Origin of the sequence: Chitinophaga eiseniae (assembly GCF_900167135.1) — a bacterium.
GTDB lineage: Bacteria > Bacteroidota > Bacteroidia > Chitinophagales > Chitinophagaceae > Chitinophaga > Chitinophaga eiseniae.
Genome location: NZ_FUWZ01000006.1, coordinates 222,438 through 239,176 on the forward strand (window position 1 = coordinate 222,438; position 16,739 = coordinate 239,176).

General features: G+C 54.3%; 10 protein-coding genes. All 10 read right to left on the minus strand.

The features are described from left to right. The 10 genes from B5D63_RS29935 to B5D63_RS29980 all read right to left on the minus strand — a co-directional run bounded on the left by B5D63_RS29935 (position 1) and on the right by B5D63_RS29980 (position 16,729). A complete protein-coding gene (locus B5D63_RS29935) occupies positions 1-1,488 on the minus strand; it encodes a sulfatase family protein (RefSeq protein ID WP_078672560.1) in 1,488 nt (495 codons plus the stop codon). Position 1,489: 1 nt separating this feature from the next. Beyond that, positions 1,490-4,045, minus strand: coding sequence for a DUF4962 domain-containing protein (locus tag B5D63_RS29940; protein WP_078672561.1), 2,556 nt, complete (start codon positions 4,043-4,045; stop codon positions 1,490-1,492). A gap of 1 nt (position 4,046) precedes the next feature. After that, a complete protein-coding gene (locus tag B5D63_RS29945) occupies positions 4,047-5,429 on the minus strand; it encodes a sulfatase family protein (RefSeq protein ID WP_078672562.1) in 1,383 nt (460 codons plus the stop codon). Then, positions 5,426-7,057 carry a sulfatase family protein gene (locus tag B5D63_RS29950; RefSeq protein ID WP_078672563.1) on the minus strand — a complete coding sequence of 544 codons (1,632 nt, stop codon included), beginning with the start codon at positions 7,055-7,057 and terminating at the stop codon, positions 5,426-5,428. The genes B5D63_RS29945 and B5D63_RS29950 overlap by 4 nt, the downstream gene beginning before the upstream one ends. A 9-nt stretch (positions 7,058-7,066) precedes the next feature. After that, a complete protein-coding gene (gene hepC, locus B5D63_RS29955; protein WP_078672564.1) occupies positions 7,067-9,019 on the minus strand; it encodes a heparin-sulfate lyase HepC in 1,953 nt (650 codons plus the stop codon). A 3-nt stretch (positions 9,020-9,022) separates the two neighbouring features. Next, entirely contained in the window at positions 9,023-10,657 is a 1,635-nt protein-coding gene (locus tag B5D63_RS29960; RefSeq protein WP_078672565.1) for a RagB/SusD family nutrient uptake outer membrane protein, read from the minus strand. A 20-nt stretch (positions 10,658-10,677) separates the two neighbouring features. Beyond that, a complete protein-coding gene (locus B5D63_RS29965; protein WP_235021659.1) occupies positions 10,678-14,187 on the minus strand; it encodes a SusC/RagA family TonB-linked outer membrane protein in 3,510 nt (1,169 codons plus the stop codon). 166 nt (positions 14,188-14,353) lie between these two features. Further along, positions 14,354-15,337: a FecR family protein gene (locus B5D63_RS29970; RefSeq protein ID WP_078672566.1), complete on the minus strand. Its 984-nt coding sequence runs from the start codon at positions 15,335-15,337 to the stop codon at positions 14,354-14,356. A gap of 50 nt (positions 15,338-15,387) precedes the next feature. After that, on the minus strand, positions 15,388-15,954 hold the full coding sequence (locus B5D63_RS29975) for an RNA polymerase sigma factor (RefSeq protein ID WP_078672567.1): 567 nt from the start codon (positions 15,952-15,954) through the stop codon (positions 15,388-15,390). Between the two features lie 88 nt (positions 15,955-16,042). Next, entirely contained in the window at positions 16,043-16,729 is a 687-nt protein-coding gene (locus B5D63_RS29980; RefSeq protein ID WP_235021660.1) for an alpha/beta fold hydrolase, read from the minus strand. Between the last annotated feature and the right edge of the window lie 10 nt (positions 16,730-16,739).

Genomic DNA, 16,739 nt, shown 5'->3' on the forward strand with positions numbered 1-16,739 from the left:
TTATTTCAGGTAGTTGTATACAGAGTCCAGTTTAAACTGTCGTTGCGCTTCCGGGCTGGGCCGCGGCGTTTTGTCAATCTCCGAGAAATACCCGGTGGTGTCCCAGATCAGCCGCCCGCCGGTAACGCGCGGGTCGCCGGTGGCCACAAGATGTGCCTGCATTTTAGCGGCGAGGGAGTCTTTCAGTTTCGCATAACGTTGATCGGCCGCGAGGTTATGCAGTTCGTCCGGATCGTTTTTAATGTCGAATAATTCTTCCGCCGGTCTTTTAGCAAAACCCAGTTCAAAGAAAGGCTTGATGGCTGCGCTGTCTTTATGGGCCATGATATAACATTTGGCCAGTCCGGGGTAGTGCAGCATGTAAGGGTCAATGTCTCCATACAGCGGTGGGTCGCCGGCCGGCCATCTGTCTGGCTCGTAGTTGCGGATATAGAGATAATCCTGTGTACGGATAGCCCTGCCGGGATAACCCAGTCCATGCTGCCGTACAAATGCGTGGCGTTCCCTGCCCAGCACCACATACTCCCGTGCGGGGGCTGCCTGTCCTTTGGTGACTACGGGCAACAGGCTTTGGCCGGTCATCTCTTTTGGTACCGCCACCTGTCCCAGTTCCAGGAAGGTAGGGGCCAGGTCATTCAATGTCACCAGGTGGTCGGTGGTTTCATTCTCCCTGAATTTGCCGGGCCAGGAAATGATCAGGGGCACATGTGTGCCAAAGTCATACAGGTTGGCCAGCCCGCGTGGCATCTGCCAGCCGTTGTCGCTGCACACGATGATAACGGTGTTTTCCAGGTCGCCGCTTTCCCGGAGCTGTTGCAGGATACCGCCCAGTTCGCGGTCGAAAGTTTCCACGGCGGCGTAGTAGTCTGCGATGTCCGTGCGTACGTCTTTGCAGTCGGGCAGATAGCCGGGCACCTGCACGCTGTCGGCGTGTATGCCTGACCGTTCCCCGCTGCCTACTTCATAAGGCCGGTGCGGCTCGTGGCTGCTCACCCAGTAGCACCAGGGCGCGCCTTTACGGGCGGAGAGGAAGTCGCCGAAGTTATTGAATTCGTTACCGGCCGGGTTCCGCTTGCGTTGGTTGGCTGTAAAACTGCCCGGTCCCCAGCCTTTGCCCTGGAAGCCGAGTTCATAGCCGGAGGCTTCCAGCAGGTCGGTATAGAGCTTAAGTTTGGTGGGAAGAACGCCCCACAGGTTAGCACCTTCTTCGATGCGCCAGATATCCTGACCGGTGAGCATGGCGGCCCTGGCCGGTGAACAGGAAGGAGAGCTGCAGAAGGCGTTGGTAAATTTTACGCCCTGACGGGCTATCAGGTCCATGTTGGGCGTTCTCACGGTCTTATCGCCATAACAACCGGCATGGTTCCATGATTGGTTGTCGGACATGATCATGAGGATGTTGGGCCTCTTTTTTTTGGGAGCGCAGGCGGCGCTGAGCAAACATAACAGCAGGCAGGCGGCCAGATTGCGGATCGTAGTTATCGTCATGTTATCGGGTTTTTATAATAGCTGGCAGTACGTCGATAGTTTCGGCAGACTGCCCGTTTTCGGTAAGCACGGTGCTGTGTTGGTAGCGGTGCTGACCCTGTGGGAAATGTCCGCTGCCATAATGCAGGGCAGTGGTTTGATCGTCGTTGAAAATATAGAGCAGTGGCGCTTTGTTGTCGTCCAGTTCCGCTACGATGTGCCATGGGCCTACCCGCCATTCGCCGTTTTGTTGCGTAACGGAGAGGGTGGCCACGTCGGGAGCGCCTACCTGCATTACAGTCAGCAGGCGTGCCTGCCGGCTTGGTGCTGTGGTGATGCCGCAATGCCATTGATCGGTAAACGGTACGATGTTGCCTTCGTCGTCTGTCTTGCCTTTCCAGTTAATGGCCGGTGCGTTAAAACGCTGGTGCACGATCATACTGGTTTTCGTATGGGCGTATACGTGTACGCCGGCTTTTACATTCGGTTCGTTGACGGAGAAGGTATTGCCGTCGCCCTGCCGGATAGTGTATGGGCTATGGGCCTGCCAGGTCCATTTAACGGGCTGTTTGGCCGCCAGCTCATCATACAGCACGATAATATTGCTGTCGAGCATCAGCATATGACGACGGTAGCGGGTGACGCCGGCGTCGCCAAATCCGTTTTGCCGGTTAGGCTGCAGGTGATTGAGTTCGAAATGTCCTAACCAGAACGGGGCCGTTACCGGGCCATACGCGTTGGAGGCATCGCCCAGCGTGTACTGTATCCGTTTGCCGGCAATGTGCCGCGGCATCCAGCCATAGCCGTTTTCTCCGATCCGTTGTCCGAGGCTGTCGGCCAGTATGGTACAGTAAGCGCGGGTGTTGCGGTAATGCAGCAGGTTGTGGGCATCGCTGAAGTTGCTGTAAAAGCCGCTGCCACCGAAGATCAGCTTACCGCCGTAGTTGACGTTGAAAGCGTTTTGGCTGGCATGGCCGTGACCGGAAGATCCGAAGGGATTGGCACTGAGGGAGGCCATCAGGTCTTTACGGGCATCATCGATATGCGAGTGCATCATGGTCAGCCCTATATCCGGGAAAGTACGGGAGGCCGGTAAGGCAGCCGGAGAGATGATTTCGGGTCGCGGCGTATTTTTCACCAGCAGTCGGAACAGCACAAAGTCTTTGTCTCTGCGGAAGTAGTCGGGGAATTGCTGCTGTATCGTATGTACGTACCAGTTAAAATATGGGTTATGCACTTTGCGGGACAGGGCTTCTGCAAATACCGCCGGTGTGCGGGCGGTAGTGGACAGATTTTCATGCATGTCGCCCATAGCTACGGAAGCGGATGCCGGCGGGTAGGAATATAACAGGTAGTAAGGCAGGTTCTGCATCCAGGGGGCAGTGAAATAGTCCACCCCGCTCAGGTCGCCGAACAGCAGTGAGAGATAGGCGAGCGATACGAAATTGACCCGGAAGTAGCCGTTGCTTTCATGCCAGCCTCCATCGGTGGTGCCCAGCACCGGGAAGCGGGCGCTCCACACTTCGTAGGCGTATTGCAGCCACTGATTGGCCGGGGGCGCGTCATGCGCCAGCGCTATCGCTGAGATGGTGAAATTACGCAGGATATGTTGCCATATATGGTTATCGCAGAGCTGTAGCTCGAAGCGGTTGGTCAGGTTGCGATAGATGCCGCTGCCCCGGCGGAGGATCGCTTGTTGCAGCGTTGTCCGTTGTGCGGCGGTGAGGCGGTCGTATGCCATATCATAGGCCCAGGCCATGCCTTCCATGACGTTGCCGTTGTTGAAATCATCGCGGGTGCCGTAGCCGGCAGGGTCCAGGCTGGCCAGGTGCATTGCACGGCGAACGGCCTCCGTGGCGTAACGGGCATCGCCGCTGAGCCAGTAGGCAATGCAGAGCTGACGGACAGGCTGCGCCACTTTTTCACCGAAGCCGTGGTACATAAATTCTATCATTTTTTCCTGCTGCCGGGTGGTCATGCCGGTGGTATCACGCGGCCGGGTAGGCTTTTCTTCCGGGAGAGGGGCGTTGAGCAGTTTGTCTGCGGAGCGCAGCAGGGCGATGGCTTCCGCATCGTTGCGGTTGGCATGACGGAAACCGGTCAGCTGCGCCTGCATGTTCCACAAACGGGGATGCGGCTTGCGTGCTTTCTCCATCATTTGCGGTAGTGTAGGCGTTGCCGTAGGAGCGGACACAAAAAAGTATTGCCGTGGCCACCAGCGCCATTCATCTTTGTCGTATGCGCGGGAGGCATATTGCCAGTACCATTTGCCGGCAGGCAGCGGTGTGTGCAGGGCGTACATCGCCCATGGAAGCGTGTCGCTCAGTTGGGTACGGCCGGCAGGGAAGAGGCTGTCCTGGCTGTATCGGACCACATAGCGGGTGTTCCTGCCGGCTACGGCTGGCCATAATAACGCCTGCGGATCGGTAGCGCCATTGGCGGGAAATGGCCAGCTGCGCTCCCGCATATGCAGAAAAGGTGCGGTGATATTCTGATTGGCATCGGGCAGCTGCTGCGCGGTAGCGCTCAGGGAGAGCATCACGGCAAAAAAGGCCGGCCAGCGAAAAGAACGGTGCATCTTATGGTTTTAAGGGGGTGAAAGGATCATCGGCTGCGAGGCACCACTGACGGAGGTAACGCCGGAACTGTTCCTGTACCTGCCGGAAACGTTTGTCAACGGAAAGACTGTGCATCTCTCCCGGGTCCTGCTGTAAGTCAAACAACTGCTCCCGGATAGGGCCTTTGTCATACACAATGTATTTGTAGCGGGCGGTGATAACGGCCCTGCCGTCAATATCGAGCGACTTTTCATTGTCGGCGAAGGTGGTGGCGATGACGAGCGTGTCACGGAACTGTTGTTGCCGGCCGCTGAGCAGTGGTTGCAGGCTGCGGCCCGCCAGGTAGGCAGGTTTGGCCGCACCGGCATAATCGCAGAGCGTAGGGATGATATCGGTACCATTGCATACCAGTTGATCGTTGAGAATGCGGCTGCGAACACCCGGTCCGGCAATGATCAGGGGCACGCTGGCAGATTCTTCGTACAGCACCTGCTTCTGGTTCCAGCGGTGCGCCGCATAGCCGTCTCCGTGGTCGCTGGTAAAGATCACGATGGTATTGTCTTCCAGCTTGTATTTACGGAGCGTTTCCAGTACCATGCCCACATACTGGTCCACCTGTTCGGTCAACCGGTTATAGGCCCAGCGGTATGCGCGCCATTGTTCCGGCTGCCATTGAAGGGTGGGATAGGTACGGTAGTTGGAATGCTGCTGTTCCCGTACAACGGGCGGCTCTTGTGCAGGGATATTGAAATTTGCGGGTAGGGCCGGCCAATGGCTGCTGTCGGGCAGAGGGGGCAGCATGTCCATTTTCATGTCGTCGCCCCGCGCCCATTCGCAGATGTCATGCGGATTTACAAAAGAGGCTACAAGGAAGAAAGGCTGACGGCTGTTCTGTTTGATAAATGCGGCACAGTCAGCGGGCGTGGCAGCATCCATCCAGTCGCGCATCCGGATGTTTTTCATATACTGAAAGCCGTGTCGTGCGCTGTCGGTTGTCAGCAGCGGGATATGCCATTTGCCGACATAACCCGTGCGGTAGCCAGCTGCTTTCATCAGCCGGCCGGCCATTATTACGGTGTCGGGCCAACGGTTTTCTTTATCGGACGCGTTGGTGGTGATCCGCATCTGGTGTGGCATACGGCCGCTGAACATACTGATGCGCGATGGTGTGCAAAGCGGCTGTGCGCAATAGGCACGGGTGAAACGCACGCCTCTGGCAGCGAGACGGTCCATCGCCGGCGTATGCAGCTCCTTGTTGCCGGCAATACTCATGGCTTGCGCGGTCTGCTGGTCGGTGATGATCCAAAGGATGTTGGGGCGTGCAGGCGTGACCGTTTGCCCGGTGGCATGCAGGCCCCAGACAACTCCCAGGCACCATAACCATTGCTGAAAGATCCTGTTCATTTTTCTGAGGGATTAGTGTCTTTGTATTGCTGCTGTAAAGCCAGCAGCTGTTGTTTCAGGCTGTCGGTCACCGGCGCATAGGCCGGGTTGCCATATTGGTTTTTCATTTCATGCGGGTCCTGTTGTAAATCGTACAGTTCCCACTCATCGATATCGTTGTAGAAATGAATCAGCTTGTAACGTGCCGTACGGATACCGTAATGCCGTTTGACCATATGCCACGACGGGTATTCGTAATAGTGGTAGTAAGTGGCGGTACGCCAGCCGGCAGGCGCCTGGCCGTTGTTGGCCAGCACCGGTTTTAAGGACCTGCCTTGCATGTCTGCCGGGACACGCACACCTGCATAGTCCAGCAGGGTAGGCGCAAAATCTACGTTCATAGCAAATGCATCGCTGGCACTGCCCGGCCGGATGCCCGGCGGATAACGCACCAGCAGCGGCATACGGTAACATTCTTCATACATCATCCGCTTATCGAAAAAGCCATGCTCTCCCAGAAAGAAACCCTGGTCAGAAGTATACACGATGATCGTATTGTCCAGCTCCCCGGTAGCTTCCAGGTGCTTCAGCAAGCGCCCTACATTGTCATCTACCGCTTTTACACAGGAGAGATAATCCCGCATGTATTGCTGGTATTTCCAGCGTAAGAGGTCAGCGCCGCGGGGCTTCAGCCGGTTATATTCCGCTACACGGCCGGCGTAGGCTTTGTTCCACTGTTCTTTTTCGACCGGTGTTAACCGGTTGTACACCTGGAAAAAACGATGCAGGTCTTCCGCCTTATTGTTCGCCTGTTTGTAGTCATCGCCTTTGGAGTCTTTGAAGGTGCGGCGTGCGGGCCGCTGTTCCACGGCACGTAACGTGTCTGCTGCAGCCACCTTGAGGTCCCAGGCATCCCACATATCAGTACTGATATTCATCAGCTGTTCCCTGGATGCGCGGCCGCGATCGCGGAAATCGTCCAGCAGGTTAGGCGGTTCAGGAAAGGTGACGCTGTCAAATATGCCCAGGTCACGGATGGCAGGCATCCAGTTGCGGTGAGGGGCCTTATGCTGATAGATCAGCAGATACGGCTTTTCTTTGTCGCGGTGCTCCAGGAACCGTATGGCCTTGTCGGTGATCACGTCCGTCACATAACCTTGCTCCCGGACAGTATCGCCGTTCTCTATAAAATCAGGTTGATAATATTCCCCCTGGTTCGGCAGGATGCTGTAGTAGTCAAACCCTACCGGAAGAGAGCCCAGGTGCCATTTGCCAATCATCGCTGTCTGATAACCTGCCTGGTGCAACAGCTGCGGATAAATTACCTGGCTGCTATCGAAAATTTTGGCATTGTCGGTCAGCCCGTTGATATGGTTGTACTTGCCCGTAAGAATAGTGGCTCTGGAAGGGCCGCAAACGGCGTTGGTCACAAAGCAGTTCCGGAACAACATGCCCTCGCGGGCCAGACGGTCCAGGTTGGGTGTGCGGATCAGCGAGGTGTCATAACAGCTCATTGCCCGCGTGGTGTGGTCGTCTGTCATGATAAAAATGATATTGGGCCGTTTCGCCGGCTTTTTGGGCTGACAACTGCATAGCATGGCAAGCCCGGCACAAGCGCCAAGGGCGTTGCGAAGGAGCGTTGATCGCATATGTTTCGTTTATGGTTTCAGGTTATATCCGAGTTCGTAGGATTGGTGATCAATAGTAACGGTAGCGCTTACACGGTTTTCGTCAGCGGTCTTCAATGCAGCCTGGATAACAGGTGCCTTGCCGCTCACCGGGTATATCACGGTAATGAAACGCAGCGTCTTTCCATCTTGTTTGGCAGATTGGAAAGCATACGCGTCCCGCGATTCTTTCTGCCGGTAAGCATAGGATACATAGCTGTCTTCTTTGGCCATGGTAGCAGGTTGTGCCGGAAAACACTGTAGCAGCACATTGTTATGATCGTTGAAGTTTGTCGTCACTTTCAGCGTTTGCTGGTCCGCGGTTGTAGGCCCTTCTTTGAAGCCGTAGTGGAGTGCCACCTCGCCGGTGGCATCTCCGATAGCTTCATCGATGATCACGAAGAAACGTTTCTCCACGAAGTAAACGGAACGGCGATGAGTGAGTCCTTTGTAGCTTGGATTTTCATACACCAGCTGGTCCAGTTTGGGGGAAGTGCTCCATTGCAGGCGTTTTGCATTGACTTCCATATCGGCGTTGTTCAGCGTGAGGGTATTGTGTACCTTCGTTTGGCGAAACCAGTTACGTTCCTTCATCACGGCTTCGTCGCCGCCGTAGACATAACACCCGGCGTCCGGGAAGAAATTGCGGCCGTGTATGTACAGTTCAAAGGTGCCGTTGTCCGGCTGGCTGTGCCAGAAGGCCGGCGGGCTGGCTTTGAGTACCATCATGGTGGCATCGGGTGTCCAGCCGTTGCGGAAGATGTAGATACCGCCGTCTTTTAAGGCATTCGACTCATGTGCCGGCGGCATTCCTTTTTTGAAGCCGGTCGCAAAATAACGGATCACTTCATTATGGGGGAATACTTTGGCCCAGCCCTTAAAGTTTCTCAGCAAGCCTGATTTTTTTTCCAGCTTGGCATCGCTGAACATGGGATAGGTGTAGTCCGGAAAGGTGAATTCCGTCACGGCCATGATCATATTCTCTACAGTAGCTTTATAGGATGCAGGGAACTGGTCATCAATACCGTTGATCTGCAATATTTCCAGCGCCCGGCAGAAAATCTGTATTGCGGCTATGTGGTAGTTGAACGACAGTTCAAACTGAAGGCCGTCAGGGTATACCTGTACACCTATTTCCTTATTGAGGATACCGGTGCCCGATGCCCGCCATGCAGCGGCGTCGCGGTATTCCGGAAAGAAGGTGCCGGCAGTAACGATACGCTGCGCTTCAAACAGCAGGTGGTTGCCTTTCCCGGAATAGTGATGCACGATGTAGTCGGCATGGGCGTAGTAGTTACGCAGGAATGCGAGGAGGAATTCCGGTGTGAACGCAGGTGAATGCAGGAAGTACTGGAACTGGGCCGTCTGGCTTTCTACCCGGTGACTGATCTCCAGGGGGCGCCATGCAAAACGGTCATTTTCGGGAGAGAGGCCCTTCGGGTTTTTAACGATCCAGTCAAGGTACTGGCTGGCCCATGCTTTAGCGTATTGTTCATCGCCGGTGGCGCGGTACATCTGTCCCATGGGTTCCCACCAGTACATCCGGTGCAGCTGCCAGCGCAGCTCATTATCTTTTACCGGCCACAGTTGCCAGTTGATGTCGTCGCCATAGAAATACGGTTTATAGCCTTTATGGGCGAAGAACACATGTTTCAGGCCGTCTTCAGCTTTCTTCCGTTCTTCTGCGTCAGGCATAGGTACAGCGCCCGTGGCTTCCACTTCCGGATGGTGTACGTCCTTACGCTGACGGTAGTACGCTAATAGTTGAACTGCTGCTTCGTGGTAATCTTTTTTAAGCCAGCTGGCTTTAACTTTTTCCATTCCTTTCCGGTCGAGGTCAAGCCTGGAAAATACACTGGTGTCTGACTGGGCCGTCAGGTGCAGCTGCCCTGCCAGGAGCAGGACAGACAGCAGCGGAAGGAGAGTTTTTATGAAACGTGCCATGGATCAGTATTTTGGATTTTGGGTGAGGGTTGGGTTTTCATCACGCTCGCGCTGTGGGATGGGGAACAGCTCGTGTTTACCATCCTGGAAGTTATCGCCTGCCACGTATGGGAAATTGGCGCGGTATGCTTTCAACGCGGTTTGTGTGGCGCGGATTTTAGCGCCCAGCATGTTCCAGCGGATCAGGTCCCACTTGCGGAAACCTTCAAAGCACAACTCATGCGCTCTTTCATCCACGAGTGCGTTAAAGAAAGCCTCTTTTGCAAGACCAGGTGTTAAATCCGGTAAGCCGGCCCGGTGACGCACCTCATTGACCGCATTGTAAGCTACCTGCGTTGGGCCGTTCACTTCATTTTCAGCTTCGGCCTGCATCAGCAGCACATCGGCATAACGCAGCAGTACCCAGTTGATATCAGTGTTGTTGGGATCTTTGGGAGAGGTGCCCTGCCAGTTACGCCGCCATTTCCCGGGCGCCCATTTGGCATCGGCAGTACCGGTCAACGGTACGGTATTCCCGTTTTTGTCGATCTGGAAGTTGGCTACGGCGACGTCCCTGCGAAGATCATTTTTTTCAAACGTCTTCTGGAACAACGGATGAGTGACGTAGAAAGAATTGGCGCGGCCATAGGGACTGGCGGCATCGCACAACGGGCTGTTCCAGGTTCCTATTACGCCGCTGTTGGAGGCCTGCCCCAGCGGGTTAAACAGCGCCACTTCGAACATGCTTTCCTTCGGCTCCAGTTTCAGCGAACAATAGTTACGGAACACCTGCTCATAGCTGTTGTTCAGGGTATGTTCGCCGGAGGCGATAATCGCCTTGGTCTGCGTCAGTGCGCTGTCGTAATACTGGCGGTAGTTGTCGGGCCGTTTCATGGTACCGTCCTGACGCAGCGAGTAACCGCCGCGATAGAGGTATACACGTGCCAGGATACCTTTCACAGCACCTTTGCTCACCCGTTCGTCCTGCCCCTTGGCGGAATTCCAGGGCACAGTGGCGGCAGCGGCTTTCAGGTCGGCGATGATCTGGTCATATACTTGTTCCCTGTTTGTCCGGGGCAGCTGTAGCTGCTCGGTGGGCGACTGGGTGGGGGTGGTCTTCAGGGGTACGTCTCCCCATAACCTGACCAGGTCGAAGTAATACAATGCCCGCAGGAATTGTGCTTCACCCAGCAGCCGGTCCAGTGTTTTTTTCTGATCTTCGGTCCCGTTTTTATACAGTTCCATCTCCGGTATTTTCCGGATCACCAGGTTGGCGCGGTCAATACCGATGTACAGCACGCGCCATGTTTCGCGCAGCCATGGATGGGTGGGAGACACGCCATAGTGGGCCAGAATGCGTTTTTCGTCATTCAGCACATTGCCCTGCACCTGCGCGATGTCAGTATCAATGGCATAGGCCAGTGACAGGTAAAAACCGTAGGTACTTTGTTCCCCTAAAATATCGTACACGCCCATGGTCGCCATGGTGGCCTGATTCACATTCTTAAAGAAAGTATTGGCAGCATAATAGGAGTATGGATCTTCTTCCAGTTGCTTCTCACAGGAAGCAACGGACATCATCATCAGCCCGGCAGCAGCAAACGGCGTCAGTTTCCGGCATATGGCACTACCCAGGGCAGTCAGTTTATGGTAAGTCATCGGAGGAGTGTTTAATGGTTTTAAAATGCAACATTGGCGCCCACAGTGTAGGAACGGCTTCTGGGGTAAGCCCCAAAATCAACGCCGGGTGTGATACCGCTCTGGTTGCGGGTACTTACTTCCGGATCATAACCGCTGTAGGAGGTGAACGTATGAATGTTGTACGCGGTGAAGTAAAGCCGGCAACTGTTGACCTTCACCCGGCCCAGCAGGCTTTTGGGCAGATTGTATCCCAGGCTGACATTGTTGATGCGCAGGAAGGAACCGTCTTCCACCATCTGGTCGTAGAACTTGAGGTCGCGGCCGCTGCCTTCGAGCGACGGTATCGTCTTTCCTTTGTTGGCCTCCGCCAGCTGCGCCGGATCGGTGATCTTATTGCCGTTGCCGTCGATAGTGCTCCAGCGGTCTTTGATATAGGCGTAGGCGTTACGATAGGCCAGGTAGGTCTGGCTGTTCACCAGCTTGTTGGCATTGTAAATTTTATTGCCATACATCCAGTTGATGAAGATGCTGAGGTCGAATCCTTTATAGGAGAAAGTATTGGTGATGCCGCCGTAGTGTTTCGGGGTGGCATCGCCAATCACGGTGCGGTCGTCTGAAGTGATCAGGCCGTCTGTTTTGCCGCCCGGGCCGGAAACGTCCTGCAGTTTCAGGTAGCCTGGTTTGGGATAGTCGTTGGGGTTATAAGGGATACCTGGCTTCAGGGTGTATTTCCGGGTAGCCGGATCGTAGTCGAAATCGCTGACCTGGTATACACCGTCGGATTTATAACCGTACATCAGTCCCACCGGGGAACCTACCTGTACCAGGTAATCGCCTTCTTTCAGCGCGCCATAGCCGGATTCGCCGTAGAAGAAGCTGGGGCCGGCCAGTGCTTTCACTTTGTTTTTGTTAAAGGAGATGTTGAAGATGGTACGCCATTCAAACTGTTTTCTGCTGATGTTGACGGTGTTCAACGTCAACTCTAGCCCCTGGTTGATGGTTTCGCCGATGTTTTTTAACACGGAGGTATATCCGGAAAGGTAAGGCACCTGTGCATTCAGCAGGAGGTCTCGGGTATTATTGCGGTAATAGTCTGCTGTCAGCTGTATCCGCTGGTCGAGGAAACCGATGTCTGCGCCGATGTTCTGGGAGATGGTTGTTTCCCATTTCAGGTTGGGATTGGGCAGTGTGGTGGAACCCACGCCAATGACCGGCCGATCATTCAGCGGGTAGTAGTTGGTGCCCAGGAGTGAGAGGGATAAATAGTTGTTGATACGGTTGTTGCCGGACTGGCCATAGGTAAGGCGGAATTTCAGGTCGGACAGCAGGTGTTGCTGTTTCATGAAATTCTCCTCAATGGCGCGCCATGCCAGCGCTACAGACGGGAAGTAACCAAATTTGTTGCCGGAACCGAATTTGGAAGAGCCGTCGGCCCGCATACTGGCGGTAACGAGGTAGCGGTCTTTATAGCTGTAGTTGGCCCTGCCGAAGAAGGAGATCAGTTTTTCATCGTCGCGGAAGGAGCGGGGAATGCCTGCCAGTGCGCCCTGTGAAAGATCGTCGAGACCGATGTCGCCATTGGGGAATTTAGCGGCGCTGGCTTCCACAAAGCGGGAGGTGGCATAAAGTTGCTCCTGTCCGATCAGCACATTCAATTTATGTTTTTTGTGGAAGGACTTGTCGAAAGTCAGGGTGTTGGAGTAGTTCCAGCTGCTGCCCTGTGTGAGGCCGATGGAGCCGTTAGGGCCGCCGGTACGGCGGGCGTTGACGGAGCGGTCGCCATTGAATAAATTGGCATCGCGGTTATTGGCTTTTAATCCCACCACGCCTTTGTAAGTCAGGTTTTTCAGCAGCTTGTATTCCAGTGCACCGTTGAGGTACAGCGCTTTCAGATTGGTGCTGCGGTATTCTGCGAAGGCGTTGGTGCGCGGGTTCTGCATCACGTTACCGTTATCGTCCTGGAGGGCCGGATCTTCATCAGCATTTACAAGATCTATGTCATTGCCGCTTTTACCAATGGTAGGACGGTATTGCAGGATGTTCATCAGTTTGTTGAAACGGTTTTCACCTTCGGAGGTGCCGCTGCCGTAGATGTTCTGTGTGGTATAGGTCACGCTGGCGGATACTTTCAGCCTGTTATTGTCGCTATGGTCGATGCTGAGTTTAGCCACGTTCTTTTTGGCGCCGCTGTTGACCATGATGCCCTGTTCATTGTTGAAGGAGTAGAACAGGTTGAAGCGGGTGTTTTTATTTCCGCCGCTGGCGCCGATTTTGTGATACTGCGTGGTAGCGTTGCCGCCGTACAGCTGTTGTTGCCAGTCGATGCCCGGTCTGCCTTCGTAGCGCGTCTTCAGGTCGCTGAAAGCGCCGTAACGGGTAATGAATTTCTGTAGCAGGTCGGCGTCGCCCATGCTTCTTTCGTAGTCCATCAGCACATAATCGTAGGGCGTCATCATATCGATCTTGCTGGTCACCTGTTTGCCGCCGTAGTACATATCGTAGGATACCTGTGTGCGGCCGCTGACACCTTTTTTGGTCGTCACCAGTACCACGCCGTTGGCGCCGCGGGCGCCATAGATAGCAGTAGCGGAGGCGTCTTTCAGGACCTCTATGTTTTCTATATCGGTAGGGTCGAGGAAGCTGAGGCCGTCTGTTTGCGGGAATCCGTCGATCACGTAAAGCGGCTCGTTACTTTGGGTGATGGAGCCGCCACCTCTTATTTTAATGGAGATGCCTGCGCCCGGAGATCCTTCCGCAGCGGATACCTGTACACCTGCGGCGCGGCCGGCGAGAGCCTGTGCTACGTTTTGTACGGGCACTTTGGCGAGGTCGCTGCCTTTGACGGAGGCGATGGAGCCGGTGAGGTCGCGGCGTTTGACGGTACCATAGCCTACCACCACCACTTCATCCAGCCCTTTCACATCTTCCTGCAGCGTCATCTTCACAGGGGTGTTGTCGGTTACCGTAAGATGCATCTTACGGTAACCCATCAACGAAAATACCAGCACTTCCCCTTTGGGGGCTACTATTTTAAACTGGCCGTTGACAGCGGAGGACACGCCTTTGGAGGTGCCCTGTATGTGTACCGCCACGCCCGGAAGCGGGTTGCCGGCGGCATCGGTGACTTTGCCGGTAACGGTGATGCCGGTATCTATCGCCAGCGGGATGTCTTTGGAAAGCGCTTCCAGTTCGCCGTCGGTCAGTTGTTCGAGCCCGCTGACTTTCGGTCTGGCTTTCAGAATGATGTATTGTTTGCCGAGGGGTTCAAAGACCACGCCGGCAGGGGCGAGGACTTTCTCCAGGATATTACTGAGTTTCTCGTTGACGAAAGTTCCGTTCAGCTCCGGATAAGACAGAAAGAGATTGGTCGTATAGGAAAAACGAAGGCCGGTAAGGTCGGTGATATGCTCCAGCGCCTGTTCTACCGGCTCATGATGAAGCGAAATGGTGATACGTGCGTTCAGCGATTTCTGCGCGCGGGCATCCCTGCCATACAACAGGCCCGCCCCCAGCATCACGATAAGTAAAGGTAGAATGGTAGTACGCATAATTATAAGCAATAGCTTACTTATACAATCATTTAATTGCATAACTTCGTAGTGGTTTGGTTAATAAAATGTAGTGACTAAGCCATTTGCAGGGATGTTGGCGCATCCCTGTTTTTGTTTGTTACATGCTGACGCTGATTATATATTAGGTGGATAATTATTTTTTTTACCGGCAGCCTTCTCCGCTCCAGGTGATGTTTCCGTCCTGCATCTGGTACCTGCCGTTGCTGGTGGCTGCAATGAGGTCCAGGGACTGCCGGAGGGACTGGTCTGTCAGGTCTACAGTAAGGCTGCAGTGTGGCAGTCCTTCGCTTTCTATCTGACAGCTGATGTTAAATTTCTCTTCCAGCCGCTGAATAACTTCCGCAAAAGTCGTACGGCGAAAGTTCATGTTGTACTGGGTGCCTGCTTCGAGGAGTGACTGCTCCCGGGGCACGACGGCTTTCACGGTAAACTGGTTGCTGTCTGCCACCAGTTTTTGTCTTGCCGCCAGCACGGCGGTTTGTTTTGGTTGTCCTTCCTTGCTGCCGGCTACGGCTACTTTGCCTGTGAGCACACTCAGTTCCACCCCTTTAGTAGCGGGAACTACCCGCAGGTTAAAGCTCGTGCCCAGTACTTTGGCGGTATAGCCGCCGGCTTCCACGACAAAAGGCTGGTGGGGCCTTTGGGTGACTTCAAACAGCGCTTCGCCGGTCAGCTTCACCTGGCGCACATTCGGCCCGAAATGATCCGGGTATTGCAGGTGACTGTCTGGTTTCAGCCACACAATACTGCTGTCGGGCAGGATGACTTTCTGCATCGCCATGCCGCTGTTCACCTGGTGAATAGCAGGAGCGGATGACCACCAGCCGTAGTGTTGTCCTGCCACTATCACCAGGCCGCCGAGGCAGGCTGCCGCGGCCATAGCATACCATCGGCTGCGTTTAGGCGCGGGCGCTGACAGGGACTGCTCATCCTGTATCCGCGCTGTAAGCCGCTGCAGAATGCGTTCGCGTATAACGGCCGGCGTATCACTGTCTGCCGGTAGTATCAGTTTTTCATCATCGAACTGGTTGTACCAGTCGTTGAATTCGGCGAGTTCCGCTGCAGAAATATTGCCTTGCAGCCATTTCTGCGCCAACTCACGGATCCTTGGTGGTGGATGTTGCATTGGTGGATTTATCTATAATGACAAATAAGAAAGAAAGATGTCCTAGTGGGTCAGCAAAAAATTATCAGTATTCTGAAAATCTCTGTGAAGGTGCCCCGCAGGCTTTTTAACGCCCGGGTGAGATGGTTGGCGACGGTTTTTTCTGAAATATCGAGGGTGGTGGCGATCTCTTTACGGGAGTAGCCGCCTTCGCGGCTCAGCCGGTATACCAGGCGACATTGCTCCGGCAGCGCCCTGATGGTCCGTTGCAGCTGTCGTTGCATATCCGCTACCTGCAATTGCTCTCCGGCCGATTCGTCGGCGGCCGCTCCGGTGTAGACCGTGTATTTTTCATACCGGAGAAAACGTTTCTGGCGCGCCAGCGTGTTCAGCACTTCGTACTTCACCGCAGTGGCCAGGTATGCGGGAAGCGAAAGGGTAACGGAGATCTCGGCCCTTCGCTTCCAGATATTATAAAAGACTTCCTGTACGGCTTCTTCCGCTTCCGCCGGATTGTTCAGCCGGTTGAGCGCAATGACGTACATTTTGCCCCAGTACCGGTTATATAACTCGGTAAAGGCAGCTTCATCGTTCTGTTTTAGTTTGTCGAGTAATACGGAATCCCCCAGCTCTTTCATACGCGTTGAACATCCCCCCTATAGAAGCAAGATTGGTTGATGAATGCTCTAATGTAAGAAAAACCAGTTCATTATGCAAACGTTTGAATTACTTTCCCAGAAACTCTTCCAATGCTCGGTTAAATTCCTCCGGGCGCTCCATCATCGGGGCATGGCCGCAAGCAGGCAGCATCACCAGCGTTGCATGGGGGAGCAGCTGATGAAATTCACGGGCTACTTCGGGCGGAGCAATACGGTCTTCTTCTCCCCAGATCAATAGGGAGGGCGTCTGTATCTCCGGTAAAACAGGCGCCACATAATTGCGCTGCGCAGATTTGGCGGTTTGCACAATACGGAGGCATTTTATCCTGTTCTGAGTGGTCTGGAATACTTCACTGACCAAAGCGTCAGTGGCGATGGCGGGGTCATAGAAGGTATACGCCACCCGCTCCCGGATGTATTCATAATTGCCCCGTTTCGGATAGCTGCCCAGGTTATTGTTTTCATGCAAACCGGAGCTGCCGGTCAGTATAAGCCGGGATACTTTATCCGGATGGCGGTGGGTAAAGAGGATCGCTACATGTCCCCCGAGGGAATTGCCGATGATAACAGCATTTTCCAGCCCATGCTGCTGCACGTACTGTTCCAGGAAACGAACGAGGTATTCGAGATTATCCTGAAGATGGTAATCGAAAATAGGAAGTAACGGAATGTGAATGTCATAGCGTGATTCAAAATGCTGTATAACACCTTCCCAATTGCTAAGCCCGCCGAAAAGACCATGTAATAAAATCATGCTTTGCTTC

Bases quoted from the DNA above. Each gene is read 5' to 3' on its own strand.
- B5D63_RS29940 (WP_078672561.1), bottom strand. From the start codon at position 4,045: ATGCACCGTTCTTTTCGCTGGCCGGCCTTTTTTGCCGTGATGCTCTCC.
- B5D63_RS29970 (WP_078672566.1), bottom strand. From the start codon at position 15,337: ATGCAACATCCACCACCAAGGATCCGTGAGTTGGCGCAGAAATGGCTG.
- B5D63_RS29950 (WP_078672563.1), bottom strand. From the start codon at position 7,057: ATGCGATCAACGCTCCTTCGCAACGCCCTTGGCGCTTGTGCCGGGCTT.
- B5D63_RS29980 (WP_235021660.1), bottom strand. From the start codon at position 16,729: ATGATTTTATTACATGGTCTTTTCGGCGGGCTTAGCAATTGGGAAGGT.
- B5D63_RS29965 (WP_235021659.1), bottom strand. From the start codon at position 14,187: ATGCGTACTACCATTCTACCTTTACTTATCGTGATGCTGGGGGCGGGC.
- B5D63_RS29935 (WP_078672560.1), bottom strand. From the start codon at position 1,488: ATGACGATAACTACGATCCGCAATCTGGCCGCCTGCCTGCTGTTATGT.
- B5D63_RS29945 (WP_078672562.1), bottom strand. From the start codon at position 5,429: ATGAACAGGATCTTTCAGCAATGGTTATGGTGCCTGGGAGTTGTCTGG.
- B5D63_RS29975 (WP_078672567.1), bottom strand. From the start codon at position 15,954: ATGAAAGAGCTGGGGGATTCCGTATTACTCGACAAACTAAAACAGAAC.
- hepC (WP_078672564.1), bottom strand. From the start codon at position 9,019: ATGGCACGTTTCATAAAAACTCTCCTTCCGCTGCTGTCTGTCCTGCTC.
- B5D63_RS29960 (WP_078672565.1), bottom strand. From the start codon at position 10,657: ATGACTTACCATAAACTGACTGCCCTGGGTAGTGCCATATGCCGGAAA.